The 16,388-nt window shown below is 73.8% G+C and carries 2 protein-coding genes; both read right to left on the reverse strand.

Annotation, left to right across the window (positions count from 1 at the left end; genetic code table 11):
* Positions 1–2: 2 nt before the first annotated feature.
* Positions 3–14,339, reverse strand: coding sequence for a type I polyketide synthase (locus EDD92_RS02020; RefSeq protein WP_123962589.1), 14,337 nt, complete (start codon positions 14,337–14,339; stop codon positions 3–5).
* 151 nt (positions 14,340–14,490) lie between these two features.
* Positions 14,491–16,221: a fatty acyl-AMP ligase gene (locus tag EDD92_RS02025; protein ID WP_123962591.1), complete on the reverse strand. Its 1,731-nt coding sequence runs from the start codon at positions 16,219–16,221 to the stop codon at positions 14,491–14,493.
* Between the last annotated feature and the right edge of the window lie 167 nt (positions 16,222–16,388).

The following is a 16,388-nucleotide window of genomic DNA, read 5'->3' on the forward strand; positions in this document are numbered from 1 at the left end:
TTTCACTGCTGCCAGGAGCGGAACGCCCGCAGGTGTTCGGGCGTGACCACGCACTCCAGGCGCTCGTCGTCCTGCTCTCCCCCGCCCAGGCCGGCCAGCAGCCGGCGGGCCGGTGCGTTGCGCTCGGTGCGCTGCGCGGTCAACCGGACCTTGGTGCAGCCGAGTTCCTCGGCGCGGCCGGCGAGCCACTGCAGCAGGCGTTCCTCGACGCCCCGGCCGAGGGCGCGGCAGCTCATCAGCCAGGCCGGTACGTCGAGTCGGTCGCCGTCCGCACGCAGGGCGAGGAGGGCGATCTGGCCGTAGTCGCCGAAACGGTCCCGGGCTGCGGCCGTCCACACCTCGCCGTGCTCGCGCCAGCGGGCGACGTCGAGGCCGTCGTCGGAGCGCGGATGGAGGGTGAACTGGTTGGTGCGGCGCACCAGTTGCTCGGCCCGCGGGACGTCGGAGGCGGTCAGGGGCCTGATGTCGACCTCCAGTTGCAGCCCGGCCAGGAACTCCTCGAAGCCGGCCTGCTCGCGGACGGTGTCCCGCTGCCGTTCCTGTTCGTAGAAGCGGGCGCGCAGTGCGTCCTCGGCGGTCGCCGCGCGAGGCACCAGCGGCCACAACCGGCCCAGGAACGCTTCGAGTTCGGTGGTCGGCGGGCAGGTGACCGAGAGCACCTGGGGCAGGGCCGAGCGGACCTTGGCGATCTCTGCGGGGTTGTCGTCGAGGAACAGGAAGCTGTCCAGGCCGAGGTTGAGCGTGCGCGCCGCCTCGGCGAGGCGGTCCGGCTTGGGGCCCCAGGCGGCGGAGAGCACGCTGAAGTGTTCCGGCTTCAGCAAGCTGTCCGGGCGGTCCAGGACCGCTCGCACCGTGTCCTCGTCGTTGTTGCTGACCAGCACCAGCAGCGCGCCGACCGCACGCCACTCGAGCAGCCTGCGTGCCAGCAGGGCCCGGGGACCGGTCAGGTCCACCGCCCCGGGGCCGATCTCCCCGGCCACCCCGCCCCACAGGGTCTCGTCGCCGTCCACCGCGATCACCTTCGGCGCGGGGCGGCGCACGGCCTGCACGACTTCGGCGAGGCGCAGGGCGACGGCCGCCTGGAAGTGCGCGGTGAAGGGGAGGTGGGCCAGGCGCTCGGTGCGTTCGTCGAAGCGTTCCTCTACGGGGTGCCGGCTGGTCCAGTCGTCGGGGCCGAGCACTGCTGTCGCGGGCAACTCGGCGAGTTCGGCGGCGAGTTCGTACTCCCAGCGCCGCAGGCGGTCCGGGGTGTGTGCGGCGGGCAGGAAGCCGACGACCAGCGCCTTACGGGTGCGCTCGGCCAGGGTCCGCAGGGCGGCGGGGTAGGCGGTGCGCAGCTCGGCGAGCAGCGCGTCGTCCACCGGCCCGAACCGCTCCAGGTCCGCCGCCCGCAGCAGCACCACGCCCACTGCCGTCGCCGGGTCGGCGAAGACACCGGACGGATCCCGCAGGCCGGCCAGCACGTGGTGGTACGGGGCTTCCGCGATGGTCGTCGCGGTGCCGTCCGGCGCCCCGTCGTCGAGGGCCGCCTCGCACATCACAGGCAGGTTGCCGAGGGCGAAGGTGGCGGCGAGGGCGAGTACGGGGCGCGGGGCGGCTGCCGCGGCAACCTCTTCGCCGGGGCCCGGCCGTTCGGCGGCAGGTGTCGCACGCACCGTCGGCGAGGCGTCCTCGACGGTCTGCGCGAGCAGCCGTACCAGCTCCTCCCCCAGCCCGGTGGCCGCGGCCGTGTCGAGGATGTCGAGGTTGTGGTCGAGCCGGATGCGTCCGGCCTCCGGCGTCACGGTGATCATGAGGTCGAGGTCGGAGTAGCCCGTGCCCACCGGCAGCACGTCCAGCCCGGTGAGGCTGCCCGCGGCACGGACGTAGTTGAAGTACACCTCCACCAGTGGCGCGTCGGGCCGGTACAGGCCCTGCTTGGCCAGCACCGGCAGGACGTCCGAGAACATGGCGCCCTTCGTGAGGATCTTCTCCAGGCGGCTGTCGGTGCGGCGCAGCACGTCCTCGATCCGCTCCTGCGCCCTCGCCTCGGCGGGGAAGGGCACCGGTACGCCGAAGAAGCCCAGCGCGTCGAACGCGTCGGCGTGGATACGGGTGTCGACCGGCACGGCGAGGACGAAGCGCTCCCGCTCCCGCAGCCTGGCCAGCAGCACGGTCAGGGTGCCCAGGCAGAAGGCGGCGGGTGTCACAGCGAGGTTGCTCGCGGCCGCCGCCACCCGTGCCATGAGGCCGTCGGGGATCGCCACGCTCACGCTGCCGGCCCGGTAGGAGCGCGCGGCCGGACGGGGGTGAGTGAGCGTCAGGTCGAGGCGCTCACTGCCCTGGAATGCCTCGCGCCACTCGGCCGCACCGGTTCCGGGGCCCTCCCCCGGCTGCTGCGCCTCGATCAACAGGTCCAGGTCGCGGTTGGTGACCGTGGCGGGGAGGGAGGTTCCGGACAGTTCGGTGTCGATCTCGGCGGCAACCAGCAGCAGGGACTGCAGGTCACTGACCGCGTGGTGGGCGCCGTACAGCAGGATCTGGCCGCGCACACCGCCGTCGAGGAGTTCGAACCGCCACAGCGGGGGTTGCGCGAGGTCGAACGGCGGCTCGAGCAGCCTGCGCAGCCGGTCGGCGGCGTCGAGTTCGTCGGCCGCGGGAACGGCCGTCCAACGCAGCAGCGGCTGTACGGGCTCCCGCTCCACCTGCAGCCGCCTGCCTGCCTCGCTGCCGGTGACGATCGCGGTGCGCAGCGCTGCGTGCCGGGCGGCCAGGCGGGTGAGGATGCCGGTGAGCGTGGCACGGGTGGTCGCGGTGGTGAGCCGTACGGCGAGGCCGACGGCATGGGCCGCGGCCGGCATGTCCGGCCGGGCGCTGCGCAGCAGGCGCACGACGTCGCGGGTGGCCGGGCGCTGTTCGCTGTCCGGCACTTCGGTGGCCGCTTCGGTCTGGGTCTCTACTGTGCTGCGTTCGGGCAGGGCTGTGGCCAGGGCTTGGGCGAGGCCTCGGATGTCGGTGGCCGAGAAGACTGCGGCGGACGGGAGTTCGGCGCCCAGTTCGCGGGCGAAGGCGTTGCGCAGCCGCACCAGCATGAGGGAGTCCAGGCCCAGTTCCTTCAGGGCCGTGGTGGCGGAGGCGTCGACAGCGCCACCGGAGACCTGGCCGACGCGGGCGCGCACATATGCCTCGAGCCGTACCGTTCGCTGTTCGTGCGTCGTCGCCGTGAACACCTGCTTGACCAGGTCGTCGGAGCCTTGCGGGCCCGTCGGGACGGTGGCCAGGTCGGCGAGGAGGGGGCGGGTGCGGGCCGCGTCGGGGTCGAGGGCGAGCAGCTCCCAGTCCAGGGCGAGGGGGGCGAGTTGGCGGCGTTCGGTGGCCAGGACGCGGTCGAACAGTTCGCCGCCCTCGGCGGGAGTGAAGGCGACGAGGCCCGAGCGGCTGGTTTCGGCGGCCCGGCCGGCATCGGCGGCGACCATGCCGACGCCGGTCCACGCGCCCCAGTCCAGGCTGAGCGCGCGCCTCCCCGCGAGGCAGAGGTGGTGGGCCCAGGCGTCGAGGAAGGCGTTGGCCGCCGAGTAGGGGCTCTGCCCGGCCGAGCCGAACAGGCCGGCCGCCGAGGCGAACAGGATGAGGTTCTCGGCCTCGGGGACGAGTTCGGTGAGCAGGGTGGTGCCCAGCACCTTGGGGCCCAGGACGTTCAGGACGCGTTCGTCGCTCAGGTTCGCCACCGTGGCGTCGTCCAGGACGCCTGCGGTGTGGACGACCGTGGTGATCGGTCCGGCTTCCCGTCGTACGGCAACCAGGGCGGCCGTCAGGCTGTCACGGTCGGCGACGTCGGCACGGGCGACGTGCACGGTGACGCCGCGCTCTTCCAGCCCCTTGACCCAGGCCGCCGCTTCCGGGCTCGGCGCGCTGCGGCCCAGCACGGCCAGCTGCCGGGTGCCGCGCCGTGCCAGCCGCTCGGCGACGACGCGGCCGAGGCCGCCGAGACCGCCGGTGATCAGGTGGACGCCGTCCGAGGTGAAAGCGTCACGGGCGCCGTCGTCCGGACGGGTGCGGACCAGACGCGGCACCATGCGGTCCGCGCCGCGCAGCGCGACGAGACGTTCGTCGTCGGCGTATCGCAGTTGCGTCCACAGGGAGTCCACTCCGTCCGTGGGCGGCAGGTCGATCAGGGTGGTCCTCAGCTCCGGGTGCTCCTGGGCGAGGGCGAGCCCGAAGCCCCAGGCCAGGGCCTGTTCGGGCCGGGTCACCTGTGTGCTGTCGCCGGCGGCCTGACTGCCCCGGACGACCGTGAACAGACGGGGCGCCGGCCCCTGCGCCCGGTCGGTGAGCATCCGTACCAGGTGCAGGGTGCTCAGGCAGCACAGCCGCGCCGCCTCCTGCTCGGTACGTGAATCCCCGATCGGCGGGGCGTCGAGCGCAGACAGCTGCACGATGCGCTCGGGTGCCGCGTCCACGAAGGCGTCGTCGAACAGGCGGGTCAGGTGCTGCGGATCGGCCGGGTCGAGCACGTACCGGCCGGGGCCCTGGACGCCGTATGCCTCGCCCCTGCGGGCGATCACATGGGGCACCGAAGCGGCGTCGAGCCGGTCGGCGAGTTCGGCGGCGACGCCCGTCCCGTCCGCCAGGATCAGCCAACTGCCCTGGGCAGGCGTCTGTTTGGCGGGCGGGCGCGGCTGCCAGCGGGTCTCGAACAGTGCGCCGTCCAGGGGGGAGAGCGCGGCGAGCTCGAACTCCTCGACGGCGAGCAGGAGTTGTTCGTGTTCGTCGTACAGTCGCAGGTCGAGGGTTGCTCTGTCGCCGTCCACGGAGCGCAGTCGGCACGTGGTCCATACGGGAGTCGTCCTGCGTCCGGTGAAGTGCAGCCGTCCGGCTCCGGCGGGTACGAAGGCCCGGCCTTCGGGTGTGTCGTGCGGCAGGGCGGCCGTATGGAAGGCGGCGTCGAGGACGGCCGGGTGCAGCAGATGACCGGTGGCGGGCCGCGGGGCAAGCCTTGCCCATGCGGTCGAGTCGCCGGAACGGGCCTGCTCCAGACCGCGGAAGGCGGGGCCGTATGCGATGCCGAGGGCGGCGAGTTGGGCGTAGACGGCGGACAGGTCGGCCTCTTGGCCGCACTGTTCGCGCAGGGCAGCCGGCGATTCGCGCTCGTCCGGCGCTCGGTCGCCGCTCAACGGGGTGACGCGCCCGGTGACATGGCGCTCCCAGCGCGCGGAGGCTGCCGCCGAGGCGATGGTGAAGTGACGCGAGTCGTCCGCGGCGGGCCGCAGGACCAGTTGCAGCCGCACCGGCCGCTGCGCGTCCAGACGCAGCGGCTGGTCGAACCTGACGTCGGCCAGTGCCACTTCGCCGCCGCCCTGCACGGCTGATGCGGCCTCGACCGCCATGTCCAGGAAGGCCGCGGCGGGCAGCCAGACCTCGCCGGTGACGCGGTGGTCGGTGAGATAGGCGAAGCGGCCGTCGCGCAGGTCGATCTCGGTCTGGAAGATGTGGCGGTCCGCCTCGTCGCTGGCCTCGATGTGTGTGCCCAGCAGTGGCGAGAGGCCGCCTGTCGAGGCGGCCGGCGTGCGCCAGTGGCGCTCGCGGGCGAAGGCGTAGGTGGGCAGGTCGACGCGGCGCCCGGCCGGGCAGAGGGCCTGCCAGTCGGGGATGTGGCCGGCCGTGTACAACTCCCCCACCCTGCGCAGCAGGTCGTCGAGAGCGCCCTCCTCTCGGCGCAGGGAGGCGATGCTGACGGCGTCGATTCCGGCTTCTGCGGCGACCGACTCGATGGCGGAGCCGAGCGAGGGGTGCGGGCTGAGCTCGACGAAGTACCGGTACCCGTCGTCCAGCATCCGCCGGATCGTGTCCTTGAAGCGGACCGGCTCACTGAGGTTGCGGTACCAATACCCGGCATCCAGCCCGTCTCCCGGCTCGGGCTCTGCCGTCACGGTCGAGTACAGCGGCGTCCCGGTCGGCGTACCCCGGACGGTGCGGATGCGGTCGAACAGGTCGTCGCGCAGCGCTGCCATCAGGGGGGTGTGCGAGGCGAACGGGGTGGACAGCCGCCGGACGGCGATCTGCTGCTCCTGGCACTGGCCGAGCAGGTCGCTCAGCGCGTCCGCGTCGCCGGACACGGCCGTGGACTGCCCGCTGTTGACCGCCGCGACGAACAGCCGCCCCGCATACGGCTCCAGCAGCTCCTCCGCCCGGGTGCGCGGGAGCTCCAGGGCGAGCATGCCGCCCTTGCCGACCAGCGGTACGGCCGCCCGGGCCCGGCCGCACACCACCGCCACGGCCTCCTCGAGCGTCAGGGCGCCCGCGCTGTATGCTGCCGCGATCTCACCCAGGCTGTGTCCGACCACGGCGTCCGGTGCGACACCGAGTGCGCGCCAGGCGGCGGCCAACGCCGCGTTGACGGCGAAAAGGGTCGGCTGCAGGTACTCGGTCCGGCCCAGCGGCGCAAGCTCTTCCGGCGCGCGCAGTACGTCGAGGACCGACCAGCCCACGTGCCGGCGGACCTCCTCGTCCACGCGGGCCAGCTCCTCGCGGAAGGCATCCGAGTCGGCCGCCAACTGCAGGCCCATACCGGGCCATTGGCCGCCGTGCCCGGCGAAGACGAAGGCCACCTTGCCGGACGGCTCCTCGCGACGCGCCGTCACGGGGCGTCGTCCACCGGCCAGCTCATTCAGCTCTGCCAGCAGTTCGTCCCGGTCACCTGCCACCAGCGCCGTGCGCCGCTCGAAGTGGCTGCGGTGGAGCGCCAGGGTGTGGGCCACGTCCGGCAGCGCCGTGTCACCGGGCAGGTGCTCCGCGAGCCGGGCGGCCTGCCCGCGCACCGCCTCCTCGGTGCGCGCCGACAGCACGAACAGCCGCTTGAGCGGCGCGGGTTCGCCCTGCTCGGAGGGTGTGTCGACAGGCGGTGCCTCCTCCACGATCACGTGTGCGTTGGTTCCGCTGATGCCGAAGGCGCTCACTCCGGCACGCCGCAGCCGTTCACCCGCCGGCCAGGCCACCGCCTCCCGGAGCACGTGCAGCCCGCTGTCGGCCCAGTCCACGTGACGGCTGGGGGTGTCGGCGTGCAGCGTGCGGGGCAGCATCTCGTGCCGCAGCGACTGGATCACCTTGATCAGCCCGGCCACGCCCGAAGCCGCCTGCGCATGGCCGATGTTGGACTTGAGCGAGCCCAGGTACAGCGGCCGGCCGGCGGGGCGCGAGGCGCCGAAGACCTCCGCGAGGGCGTTCGCCTCGATCGGGTCGCCGAGTGTGGTGCCGGTCCCGTGGGCCTCCACGTAGTCGATGTCCGCCGGGGCAAGTCCGGACAGCTCCAAGGCCCGGCGGATCACCTGTTCCTGTGCCGGGCCGTTCGGCGCGGACAGCCCCTGGCTGCGGCCGTCCTGGTTCACAGCGGTGCCGCGCAGTACGGCCAGGACCTCGTCGCCGTCGCGGCGGGCGTCGCTCAGCCGCTTCAGTACGACCATGCCGGCGCCCTCGGCCCAGACAGCTCCGTCGGCGGCATCCGAGAAGGAGCGGCACCGGCCGGTCGGGGACAGGCCGCGCAGGCGGCTGAACTCCACGAAGGTCTGCGGGGTGACCATGAGCGTCACCCCGCCCGCCAGGGCGAGGTCGCACTCGCCGGCGCGCAGCGCCTGCGCCGCCAGGTGCACCGCCACCAGGGAGGACGAGCAGGCCGTGTCCACGGTCAGGGCCGGGCCGTTCAGCCCGAGCGTGTAGGCGAGCCGGCCCGAGGCCACGCTCAGGGCCGAGCCGGTGCCGACGTAGCCGTCCAGCTGGTCGAGCCGCGCCCCGGCGAGATAGTCGCCGGCGAACATACCGACGTACACGCCGGTGGTGCTGCCCGCCAGTTCGGCGGGCACGATCCCGGCGCGTTCCACGGACTCCCAGGCCGTCTCCAGCAGCAGCCGCTGCTGCGGGTCCATGGCCGCGGCCTCGTTCGGTGTGATGCCGAAGAACGCCGCGTCGAAGGCGTCGATGTCGTCGAGGAAGCCGCCTTCGCGGGCGTACGACTTGCCCGGCGCCTCCGGGTCGGGGTCGTACAGCGACTCCACGTCCCAGCGCCCGGCCGGGAACGGCCCCACCGCGTCGCGGCCCTCCGCGACCAGCCGCCACAGGTCCTGCGGGGAGTCGGCCGCGCCCGGCAGGCGGCAGGCCGTGGCGATGACGGCCACCGGCTCGTCGGAGGCGGGCGCGGTCGTGCGGACCTGCTGCCCGTCCGGCGCGGCGTGGCGGAGCCTGCCGCCGTCCGGTGCGAGCGCGGTGGCCAGCAGGTGATCGGCGAGGCGGGCGGGAGTGGGGTGGTCGAAGAGCAGGGTGGCGGGCAGCCGGACGCCGATGCGGGTGCCGAGGCGGTTGCGCAGGTCGACAGCCGTCACCGAGTCCATGCCGAGGTCGCGCAGCGGCTGGTCGGGGCGGACGGACCGGGACGAGGGCAGCCCCAGGGCGCGGGCTGCCTCCTCGCACACCAACTCCAGGACCCGGGCGGCGCGTTCGCTGTCCGTCAGCCGGGCCAGACGGTCGGCCAGTCCTCGGCCGATCTGCCGGTCGGGGCGGGGCGAGGACAGCAGGGAGGTCCACAGTGTGCCGGTGGCGGCAGCGTTGTCGCGCAGGCGGGGCAGGTCCAGGTGCCAGGCGAGCAGGTGCGGTGTGCGGCGGCGCAGGGAGAGTTCCACGAGGGCGCGGCCCTGCTCGGGGGTGAGGGCCCGGTGGCCCAGGCGGGCCATCCGCTCCAGGTCGGCGTGTTCGGCGGCAAGGCCCTCGCCGGCCCAGGCGCCGAAGGAGATCGAGACGGCGGGCAGGCCCAGCGCCCTGCGGTGGTGCGCCAGTTGGTCGAGGTAGACGTTGGCGGCCGCGTAGTTGGCCTGCCCGGCGTTGCCGACGACACCGGCGGCCGACGAGATCAGCAGGAACAGCTCCAGCGGCAGCCCGGCGGTCATCCGGTGCAGATGGGCGGCGCCGTCGACCTTCGGGCGCAGCACCTGCGCGAGTCGTTCGGGAGTCAGCTCGGCGAGCACGCCGTCGGCCAGGACTCCGGCGCAGTGCACCACACCGCGCAACGGCAATGCCTCGCCGACGCCGGCCAGCACACCGGCCAGGGCGGTCGCGTCCGCGACGTCGCAGGAGCCCACCTCGACGTCGGCACCGAGTGCGGACAACTCCGCGACGACCTCGGCTGCCCGAGGGTCGGCCGCCCCTTGACGGGACGTCAGCAGCAGCCGCGGTACGCCCTGTTCGGCCAGCAGGCGGGCGATCTGCCGGCCGACCGCGCCCAGGCCGCCGGTGATCAGCACCGTGCCGTCGGTGGGCACGAGAGCGGGACGGCCGACGAGGTCGAGGACGACGGGACGGCCGGACGCCTTGCGGCGGCGCACCGCCTCGCGCACGGCGGTGACCGGGAAGACCTGCGGATGTACGGGTGCGTGCACGGCGGCGCGCAGGGCCTCGGCCAACCGCTCGCCCTCGGCCGCCCCGGGAGACACGGCGGCCGCGACCGTGAACGGCAGGTCGTCCGGAACCCCGGCGACCGGCCGCGCGTCCGCGACGAGCTCGGAGCCGGGCGTGGCGCCGGCGAGCACGTCGCCCCGCGCGCCGGGCCCACATCCCGGCGCCGCGGGCACGAGGGACACGGCGACCGCAGTCGTGAACGGCAGGTCGTCCGGAACCACGGCGACCAGCCGCGCGTCCGCGACGAGCTCGGAGCCGGGCGTGGCGCCGGTCAGGACGACGCCCCGCGTGCCGGGCGCCAGACCCTCCACCTCGGAGCCGACCTCGGTGAGCACACCGGCGCAGGAGGTGTGCGTGGGAGGCAGGCCGACGGCGTGCACCTCGATCCGCACCTGGGCGGGACCGAGCGCCCGACGCGCCGCCGGGCGCAGGGTGGCGTCGGCCGGAAGGCCGGTCAGCTGGTAGCAGTCCCCGGCCGGGGTCCGCAGCACGTCGGCCGGGCGGGCGCGCACCAGCCGTGGCGCCAGCACCTCGCCCTGCCTCAGAGCGAGTTCACCCTCATCGCCGTGAGTGACAGCGGCCGATATCGCAGTCGCGGCATCGTCCCCGTCGATGCCGCCGTCCAGGTCGAGCAGGGTCAGTCCCAGGTCCGGGTGCTCGCTGCGGGTGCTGCGGGCCAGGCCCCACAGCACCGACTGCGCCAGGCCCGGCACCGTGTCGCCGTCACCGGTAGCGACCGCACCGCGGGTCACCCAGAGGGTCCGCGCGGGCGCCCCGTCGGTCGCGAGGGCGATGAGTTCCTGCACCTCCGTGAGCGCTCGGGCCGCCAACTCGCCCGCCACAGCGGCCGTTTCGGCGTCCGCCGCCGCCCGCGGCCACACCCGTACGACGATGTCGGCACCCGATTCGCGCAGTTCGACTCCCGCCGCTGTGAGGCCGCGTGCGATCGCCTCGACGTCCGGGTCCGAGCGGTCACCGATCACCGTCCAGGACGCCGCCCGCTCGCCTGCGGCGGGCGCTTCGGGCAGCGCGGTCCAGGCCACTTCGTACAGGTGCCGGGCGTGCTCCGAGCCCGCGCGCAGGTCCGCCGGGTCGGCGGCCCGTAGCCGTACGCCGTCAAGGCGGCCCGCCGGGATGCCGTCCGCGTCCCACAGCGTCACGTCCAGGAGGAGGTCCGTCCCGGAGCCACCGGTGCGGCGCACCATCGCGGTCAGCTCGCTCGCCCCGCCCGGCGGGAGGACACAGCGGCCCACCGCCACCGGCAGCAGAGCCCGCCCCGCCGACGCGTCGAACGCGGCGGCCGCCTGCAACGCGGCATCCAGGAGTGCCGGATGCACCGGATACGCCTCGGCCGCGTCACCGGTCACAGGGGGCAGCGCGAGCCGCGCCAGCACCTCGTCCCCGCCGGTCGCGACCACCGAGCGCACGCCCCGGAAGGCCGGGCCGTAGCCCAGCCCGAGCGCGGCGAGCCGGTCGTACGTGTCCTCGCCCCAGACCTCCTCGGCCGCCTGCGGCCACACGGGCGGCGGTGTGCCCGGTCCGGGGCCGGGTTCGGCCGCCGACGCGGTGGCGTGCAGGGTCCACTCCGCCGTCTCCCGGCCGCGCGGGCGGCTGTGCACGGTGATCTCCGGTACGGGGGCGGAGGCGTCCACCTCGACCGACACCTCGACCGTGCCGGAGGCGGGCAGGGTCAGGGGGGCTAGCAGCAGCAGGTCGGCCAGGTCGTCGGGAGCGTCGGGGCGGGCGACGGCGAGCGCGGCGCGGCACAGCTCCATCAGGGTGGTGCCCGACACCACCGTCTGCCCGAACACGGTGTGGTCCGGCAGCCAGGCGGCGGTGGCCGGGGACCACTCGCCCCGGAAGGTCCAGCGGGAGGCGTCGGCCGACTGCAGCTGGATGCCGAGGACCGGGTGGGCGGCGCGGTCGAAGAGGGCGGGTCCCGCTGCGGCGGTCTCGGGTTCGGTCCAGTGGCGCTGTGCGTCCCAGGCGTACGTCGGCAGGTCGGCGGCCGCGGTGACGGGGACCAGGCGCCGCCAGTCGATCGGGCGGCCCTGGACGTGGAGTTCGGCGGTCGCGCGGTCCAGGCAGACGGGTCCGGGTTCGTCGCGGCGCAGCGATCCGACGGCGACCAGGTCGTGGCCGTGGTCCTCGCCGACGGTGGTGACGGCGGTGAGCAGGGAGGGGTGGGGACTCAGTTCGACGAAGCAGCGGTAGCCGTCGGCCGCCATCCGCTGCACGGTCGGCCCGAAGCGGACCGGCTCGCGCAGGTTGGTGTACCAGTAGTCGGCCTCCAGCTCGTCGGTGACCGGTTCGCCGGTGACCGTCGAGTACCAGGCGACGGACGTCGGATACGTGATGACGCCGTCGAGTTCGTCGAGGATCGTCGCGCGGACCGGGTCGACGTGGGCGCTGTGGGAGGCGTAGTCGACGTCGAGACGGCGCGCGAACACCTGGCGCCGGCCGAGGTCGGCGAGGAGGGTCTCGAGTGGTTCGACGTCGCCGGCGATGACGGTGGAGCGGCCGCTGTTCACGGCGGCGATCGATACCCGGCCGTCCAGCGCGGCAAGGAGGGGCTCGACCTCGGTGTGCGGGAGGGCGACGACCGCCATGGTTCCGGTGCCGGACAGCTCGGTCAGGGCCTGGCTGCGCAGGGCGACCACGGCCGCGGCGTCGTTGAGGCTGAGCGCCCCGGCGACACAGGCCGCGGCGACCTCGCCCTGGCTGTGCCCGATCACCGCGTCCGGGCGTATACCGCGCGCCCGCCACACGGCGGCCAGGGACACCATCACGGCGAACAGGACCGGCTGGACGACATCGACACGCTCCAGCGAGGGGGCTGCGGCTTCGCCCCGCAGGACGGACGTGACCGACCAGGTGGTGAACGGTCGCAGGGCCGCGTCGCAGCGGTCGAGCTCGTCGGCGAAGACCGGGTCGCTGTCGAGCAGATCGCGGGCCATGCCCGCCCACTGGGCACCCTGGCCGGGAAAGACGAAGGCCAACTTCCCGGTCGGGAGCGCCTGTTGTGGGCCCACGGTCCGGTCCGGGTCCGGTTCCGCCGCCGCAAGTCCGTGCAGGGCGGCGAGCAGTTCGTCGCGGCCGCCCGCCCGTAGGACGGCCCGGTGCTCGAAGTGCGTGCGGTGGTGGGTGAGTGTCGACGCCACGGCGGACAGCGGCAGCTGCGGTTGCCGCGCGAGGGCCTGCCGGAGGCGTTCCGCCTGTCCGCGAAGGGCCTCAGGGCTGCGGGCGGAGAGCGGGAAGAGAGTCTGCCCCGTCGGCTCGTCGGCGCCGGGCTGGGCCGAATCCTGCGGCGCCTCCTCCAGAACCACGTGCGCGTTCGTCCCGCTGATCCCGAACGCACTCACACCGGCCCGCCGCACCCGCTCCCCGTCCCGAGGCCACTCCCGGGGGCCGCAGACCAGGCGCAGGCCGCTGTCCGCCCAGTCGACGTGCCCGGTCGGAGTAGCGGCATGCAGTGTCGCGGGGAGCACGCCGTGCTGGAGCGCCAGCACGGTCTTGATGATGCCGCCGATGCCCGCCGCGGCCTGCGCGTGACCGATGTTCGACTTGAGCGAGCCGATGCCGAGGGGCCGGTCCGCGGGGCGGTCGGGCCCGAAGACGGCGGCCAGCGCGCGGACTTCGATGGGGTCGCCCAGGGGCGTGCCGGTGCCGTGGGTCTCGACGTGGTCCAGGTCGCCCGGCTGCAGTCCGGCCGCGTCCAGGGCAGCGCGCAGCACCCGCTCCTGCGCCGGGCCGTTCGGGGCGCTCAGTCCCTGGCTGCGCCCGTCCTGGTTGATCGCGGACCCCTTGATCACGGCAAGGATGCGGTCGCCGTCCCGGCGAGCGTCCGGGAGCCGCTTGAGCAGCACCAGGCCGCAGCCCTCGGCCCACACGACCCCGTCCGCATCCGCGGAGAACGGACTGCACCGCCCGGACGGCGACAGCCCGCGCAGCCTGCTGAACTCGACATGAGCGCGCGGCGTCACCAGCAGCGACGCACCACCGGCCAGCGCCAGGTCGCACTCGCCTCCCGCCAGCGCCCGCGCCGCCAGATGCAGGGCGACGAGCGAGGACGAGCAGGCGGTGTCGACGGTGACCGCCGGTCCCTGCAGGCCGAGGGAGTAGGCGATGCGTCCGGAGGCCACACTGGACGCCGAGCCCGTGCCGACATGACCGTCGAGCTGCCCCAGTGAGGCGGAGGCGAGGTAGCCGCTGTCGTACAGGCCGACGTAGACGCCGGTCGAGCTGCCGTTCAGCGTGCCCGGCACGATTCCGGCGCCCTCGATGGTCTCCCAGGCGGTCTGCAGGAGCAGCCGCTGCTGCGGGTCCATGGCCGCGGCCTCGCGCGGGGAGATCCCGAAGAAGGCCGCGTCGAAACGGTCGATGCCGGTCAGATAGCCGCCGCGCAGCGAATAGGCCGTGCCGGTGGCCTCCGGGTCGGGGTCGTACAGCCCCTGGGTCTTCCAACGGCCGGGCGGCACTTCCGTGATGACGTCCGCACCCGAGGCCAGCAGCCGCCACAGCGCCTCGGGGTCATCCGCGCCACCCGGGAAGCGGCACGCCATGGAGATGATCGCGATGTCGTCGTCCGCGCGCGCGGGCGTCTCGGACCGCGACGGGCCGGCCGGCCCTGTCACGGCGGGCGGGTCGCCGAGCACCGCCTCGGCCAGCGCTGCGACGGTCGGGTGGTCGAAGACCAGCGAGGGGCTCAGTTTCCGGCCGGTGCGGTCGGACAGCTGGGCCGCCAGGGTCACCAACTGGCGTGATCCCAGGCCGAACTCCGCGATCGGCCGGTGCGGGTCGACGGTCAGCGGGTCTAGCCCGGCCGCCTCGGCGACCGAGGAGATCAGCCAGGCTCGCACGCTCTGCGGTGTGGTGAGGGGCGGCTCGGCGGGCTGCTTCGCGGACTCGTTCGCAGGCATCGGGGCAGGTGTCCTCGTGAACTCGGGCTCGGGGTGTTTTTCCGTGCGAGCGATACGGCCGGTGTGAGGGCATGACGGAGCCATGGGCGGCCGAACGGGCGGGCGGCGTACGGGTGTTGTGGTGGAGGGCGGCGCGTGAAGGGGGGTGGTGTCAGCGCGCCGCGGGTGCGGTGACCGGGGACAGGGAGCCGGCCAGGTGGGCCGTCCGGGTCGCGTGGCGCTGGATCTTCCCGCTGGAGGTCTTGGGGATCGTGCCGGGGTGCACCAGGACGACCTCGCGTACGGACAGGCCGTGGGCCTCGCCGAGCGCGCTGCGGATCAGGTCGGTGATCTTCTCCGAGTCGCCCGCGGCGTCAGGGGCCACCTCGGCGACGAGGACGATCTGCTCCCCTTCGCCTTCTGCGTCGGCGGGGACGGAGAAGGCGGCGGTGCAGCCGGGGCGCAGGGCCGGGTGGCACATTTCGGCGGACAGCTCCAGGTCCTGCGGGTAGTGGTTGCGTCCGTCGATGACGATCAGGTCCTTGAGGCGGCCGGTGACGAAGAGTTCGCCGTCGCGCAGGAATCCGAGGTCACCGGTGCGCAGGAAGCGGCCTTCGCGGCCGGTCAGGGTGGCGCGGAAGGTCTCGCGGGTGGCCAGGGCGTTGCGCCAGTAGCCCTTGGCGACGCTGGCGCCGCTCACCCAGATCTCCCCGACCTGACCCTCGGGCAGTTCCGTGCCCTGTTCCGGGTCCGCGATCGTCACCGTGAGGCCGGGGCCGGGACGGCCACAGCCGACCGCGGCCGCGTCCGCCTCGCCGGTGTGCGGCCCGAGGTCCTGGGCGGCGAGAAGGGTGGGCGGGACGTCCACGGAGGCGCCGGTGACCATCACGGTCGCCTCGGCTAGGCCGTAGCAGGGGTAGAAGGCCTCACGGCGGAAGCCTGCGGGGGCGAAGGTATCGGTGAAGCGACGCAGGGTGGCGGCGCGTATCGGTTCGGCGCCGTTGAAGGCGACCTTCCACGAACTCAGGTCGAGGCCGTCGACGAGTTCGTCGGTGGCGTGCTTCAGGCTCAGTTCGTAGGCGAAGTTGGGGCCGCCGCTGGTGTGCGGGCGGTAGTGGCTGACGGCCTTCAGCCAGCGGTCGGGCTGCTGCAGGAAGTGCAGCGGGGAGAAGAGGGTGGTGGTGAGGCCGAGGTAGACGGTGTTCAGGACCGGTCCGATGAGTCCCATGTCGTGGTACACGGGCAGCCAACTGACGATCAGTTCGCGGCCGTACTCCTCGATGACCTCCGGGGTGTGCCCCATCCGTTCGGTGATGATCCGCTCGTTGTCGAGCAGGTTGCCGTGGGTGACGGCCACGCCCTTGGGGGCGGAGGTGGAGCCGGAGGTGTACTGGAGGAAGGCGACCGAGTCGGGGGTGAGGTCGGGGACACGCCAGGCGTCGGCGGCCTCGTCGGGGATGTCCTCGGTGGCGAGGCAGGTGATGCCGGCCAGCTCAGGCAGGTGCTCCGCCATACCGGCCAGGGCAGTGACGACTTCCCGGCCGCCGAGGATCACCTTGGCGTCCGCGTCGGCCAGCAGACGCCTCATTCGGGTCAGGGCGCGGTGGTTGTGCGCCCGGCCCTGCGGGGGCACGCCGGGCACGGCGACGACACCGGCCGCGAGGCAGCCCAGGTAGTCGCTGATGAACTCCAGGCCGGGCGGGTGCAGCAGCATGGCGCGGGAACCGGTCAGCCCGCGCTCCTGCAGCCAGGCTGCGACGGCCCGGGAACGGTGTGCGAGCCGCGCGTAGGTGATCTCCTGGATCTCTCCGTCGCAGTCGCCGGACACGAGGTAGCGGTATGCAGTCCGGTCGGGCTGTTGGGTGGCGTGCTCGGTCAGTAAGTCGACCAGGGAACGAGCCATGGGAAGAGTCTCACCTGTCTGAATCGGCGGATGGGGAACTGGAGTTCGAGGACTGCGCGACACGGATGCGCAGCAGCCGCGAGCGGCCCGGCCCCCTTGCCGGACTGCGCGCCTCGACCAGCCGTCCGGGAAGTGGCGACACGCCGGCTCCCCGCGCCCCGTACAGC

The organism is Streptomyces sp. TLI_185 (assembly GCF_003814765.1).
Lineage (GTDB): Bacteria > Actinomycetota > Actinomycetes > Streptomycetales > Streptomycetaceae > Streptomyces.

Bases quoted from the DNA above. Each gene is read 5' to 3' on its own strand.
- EDD92_RS02020 (WP_123962589.1), bottom strand. From the start codon at position 14,339: ATGCCTGCGAACGAGTCCGCGAAGCAGCCCGCCGAGCCGCCCCTCACC.
- EDD92_RS02025 (WP_123962591.1), bottom strand. From the start codon at position 16,221: ATGGCTCGTTCCCTGGTCGACTTACTGACCGAGCACGCCACCCAACAG.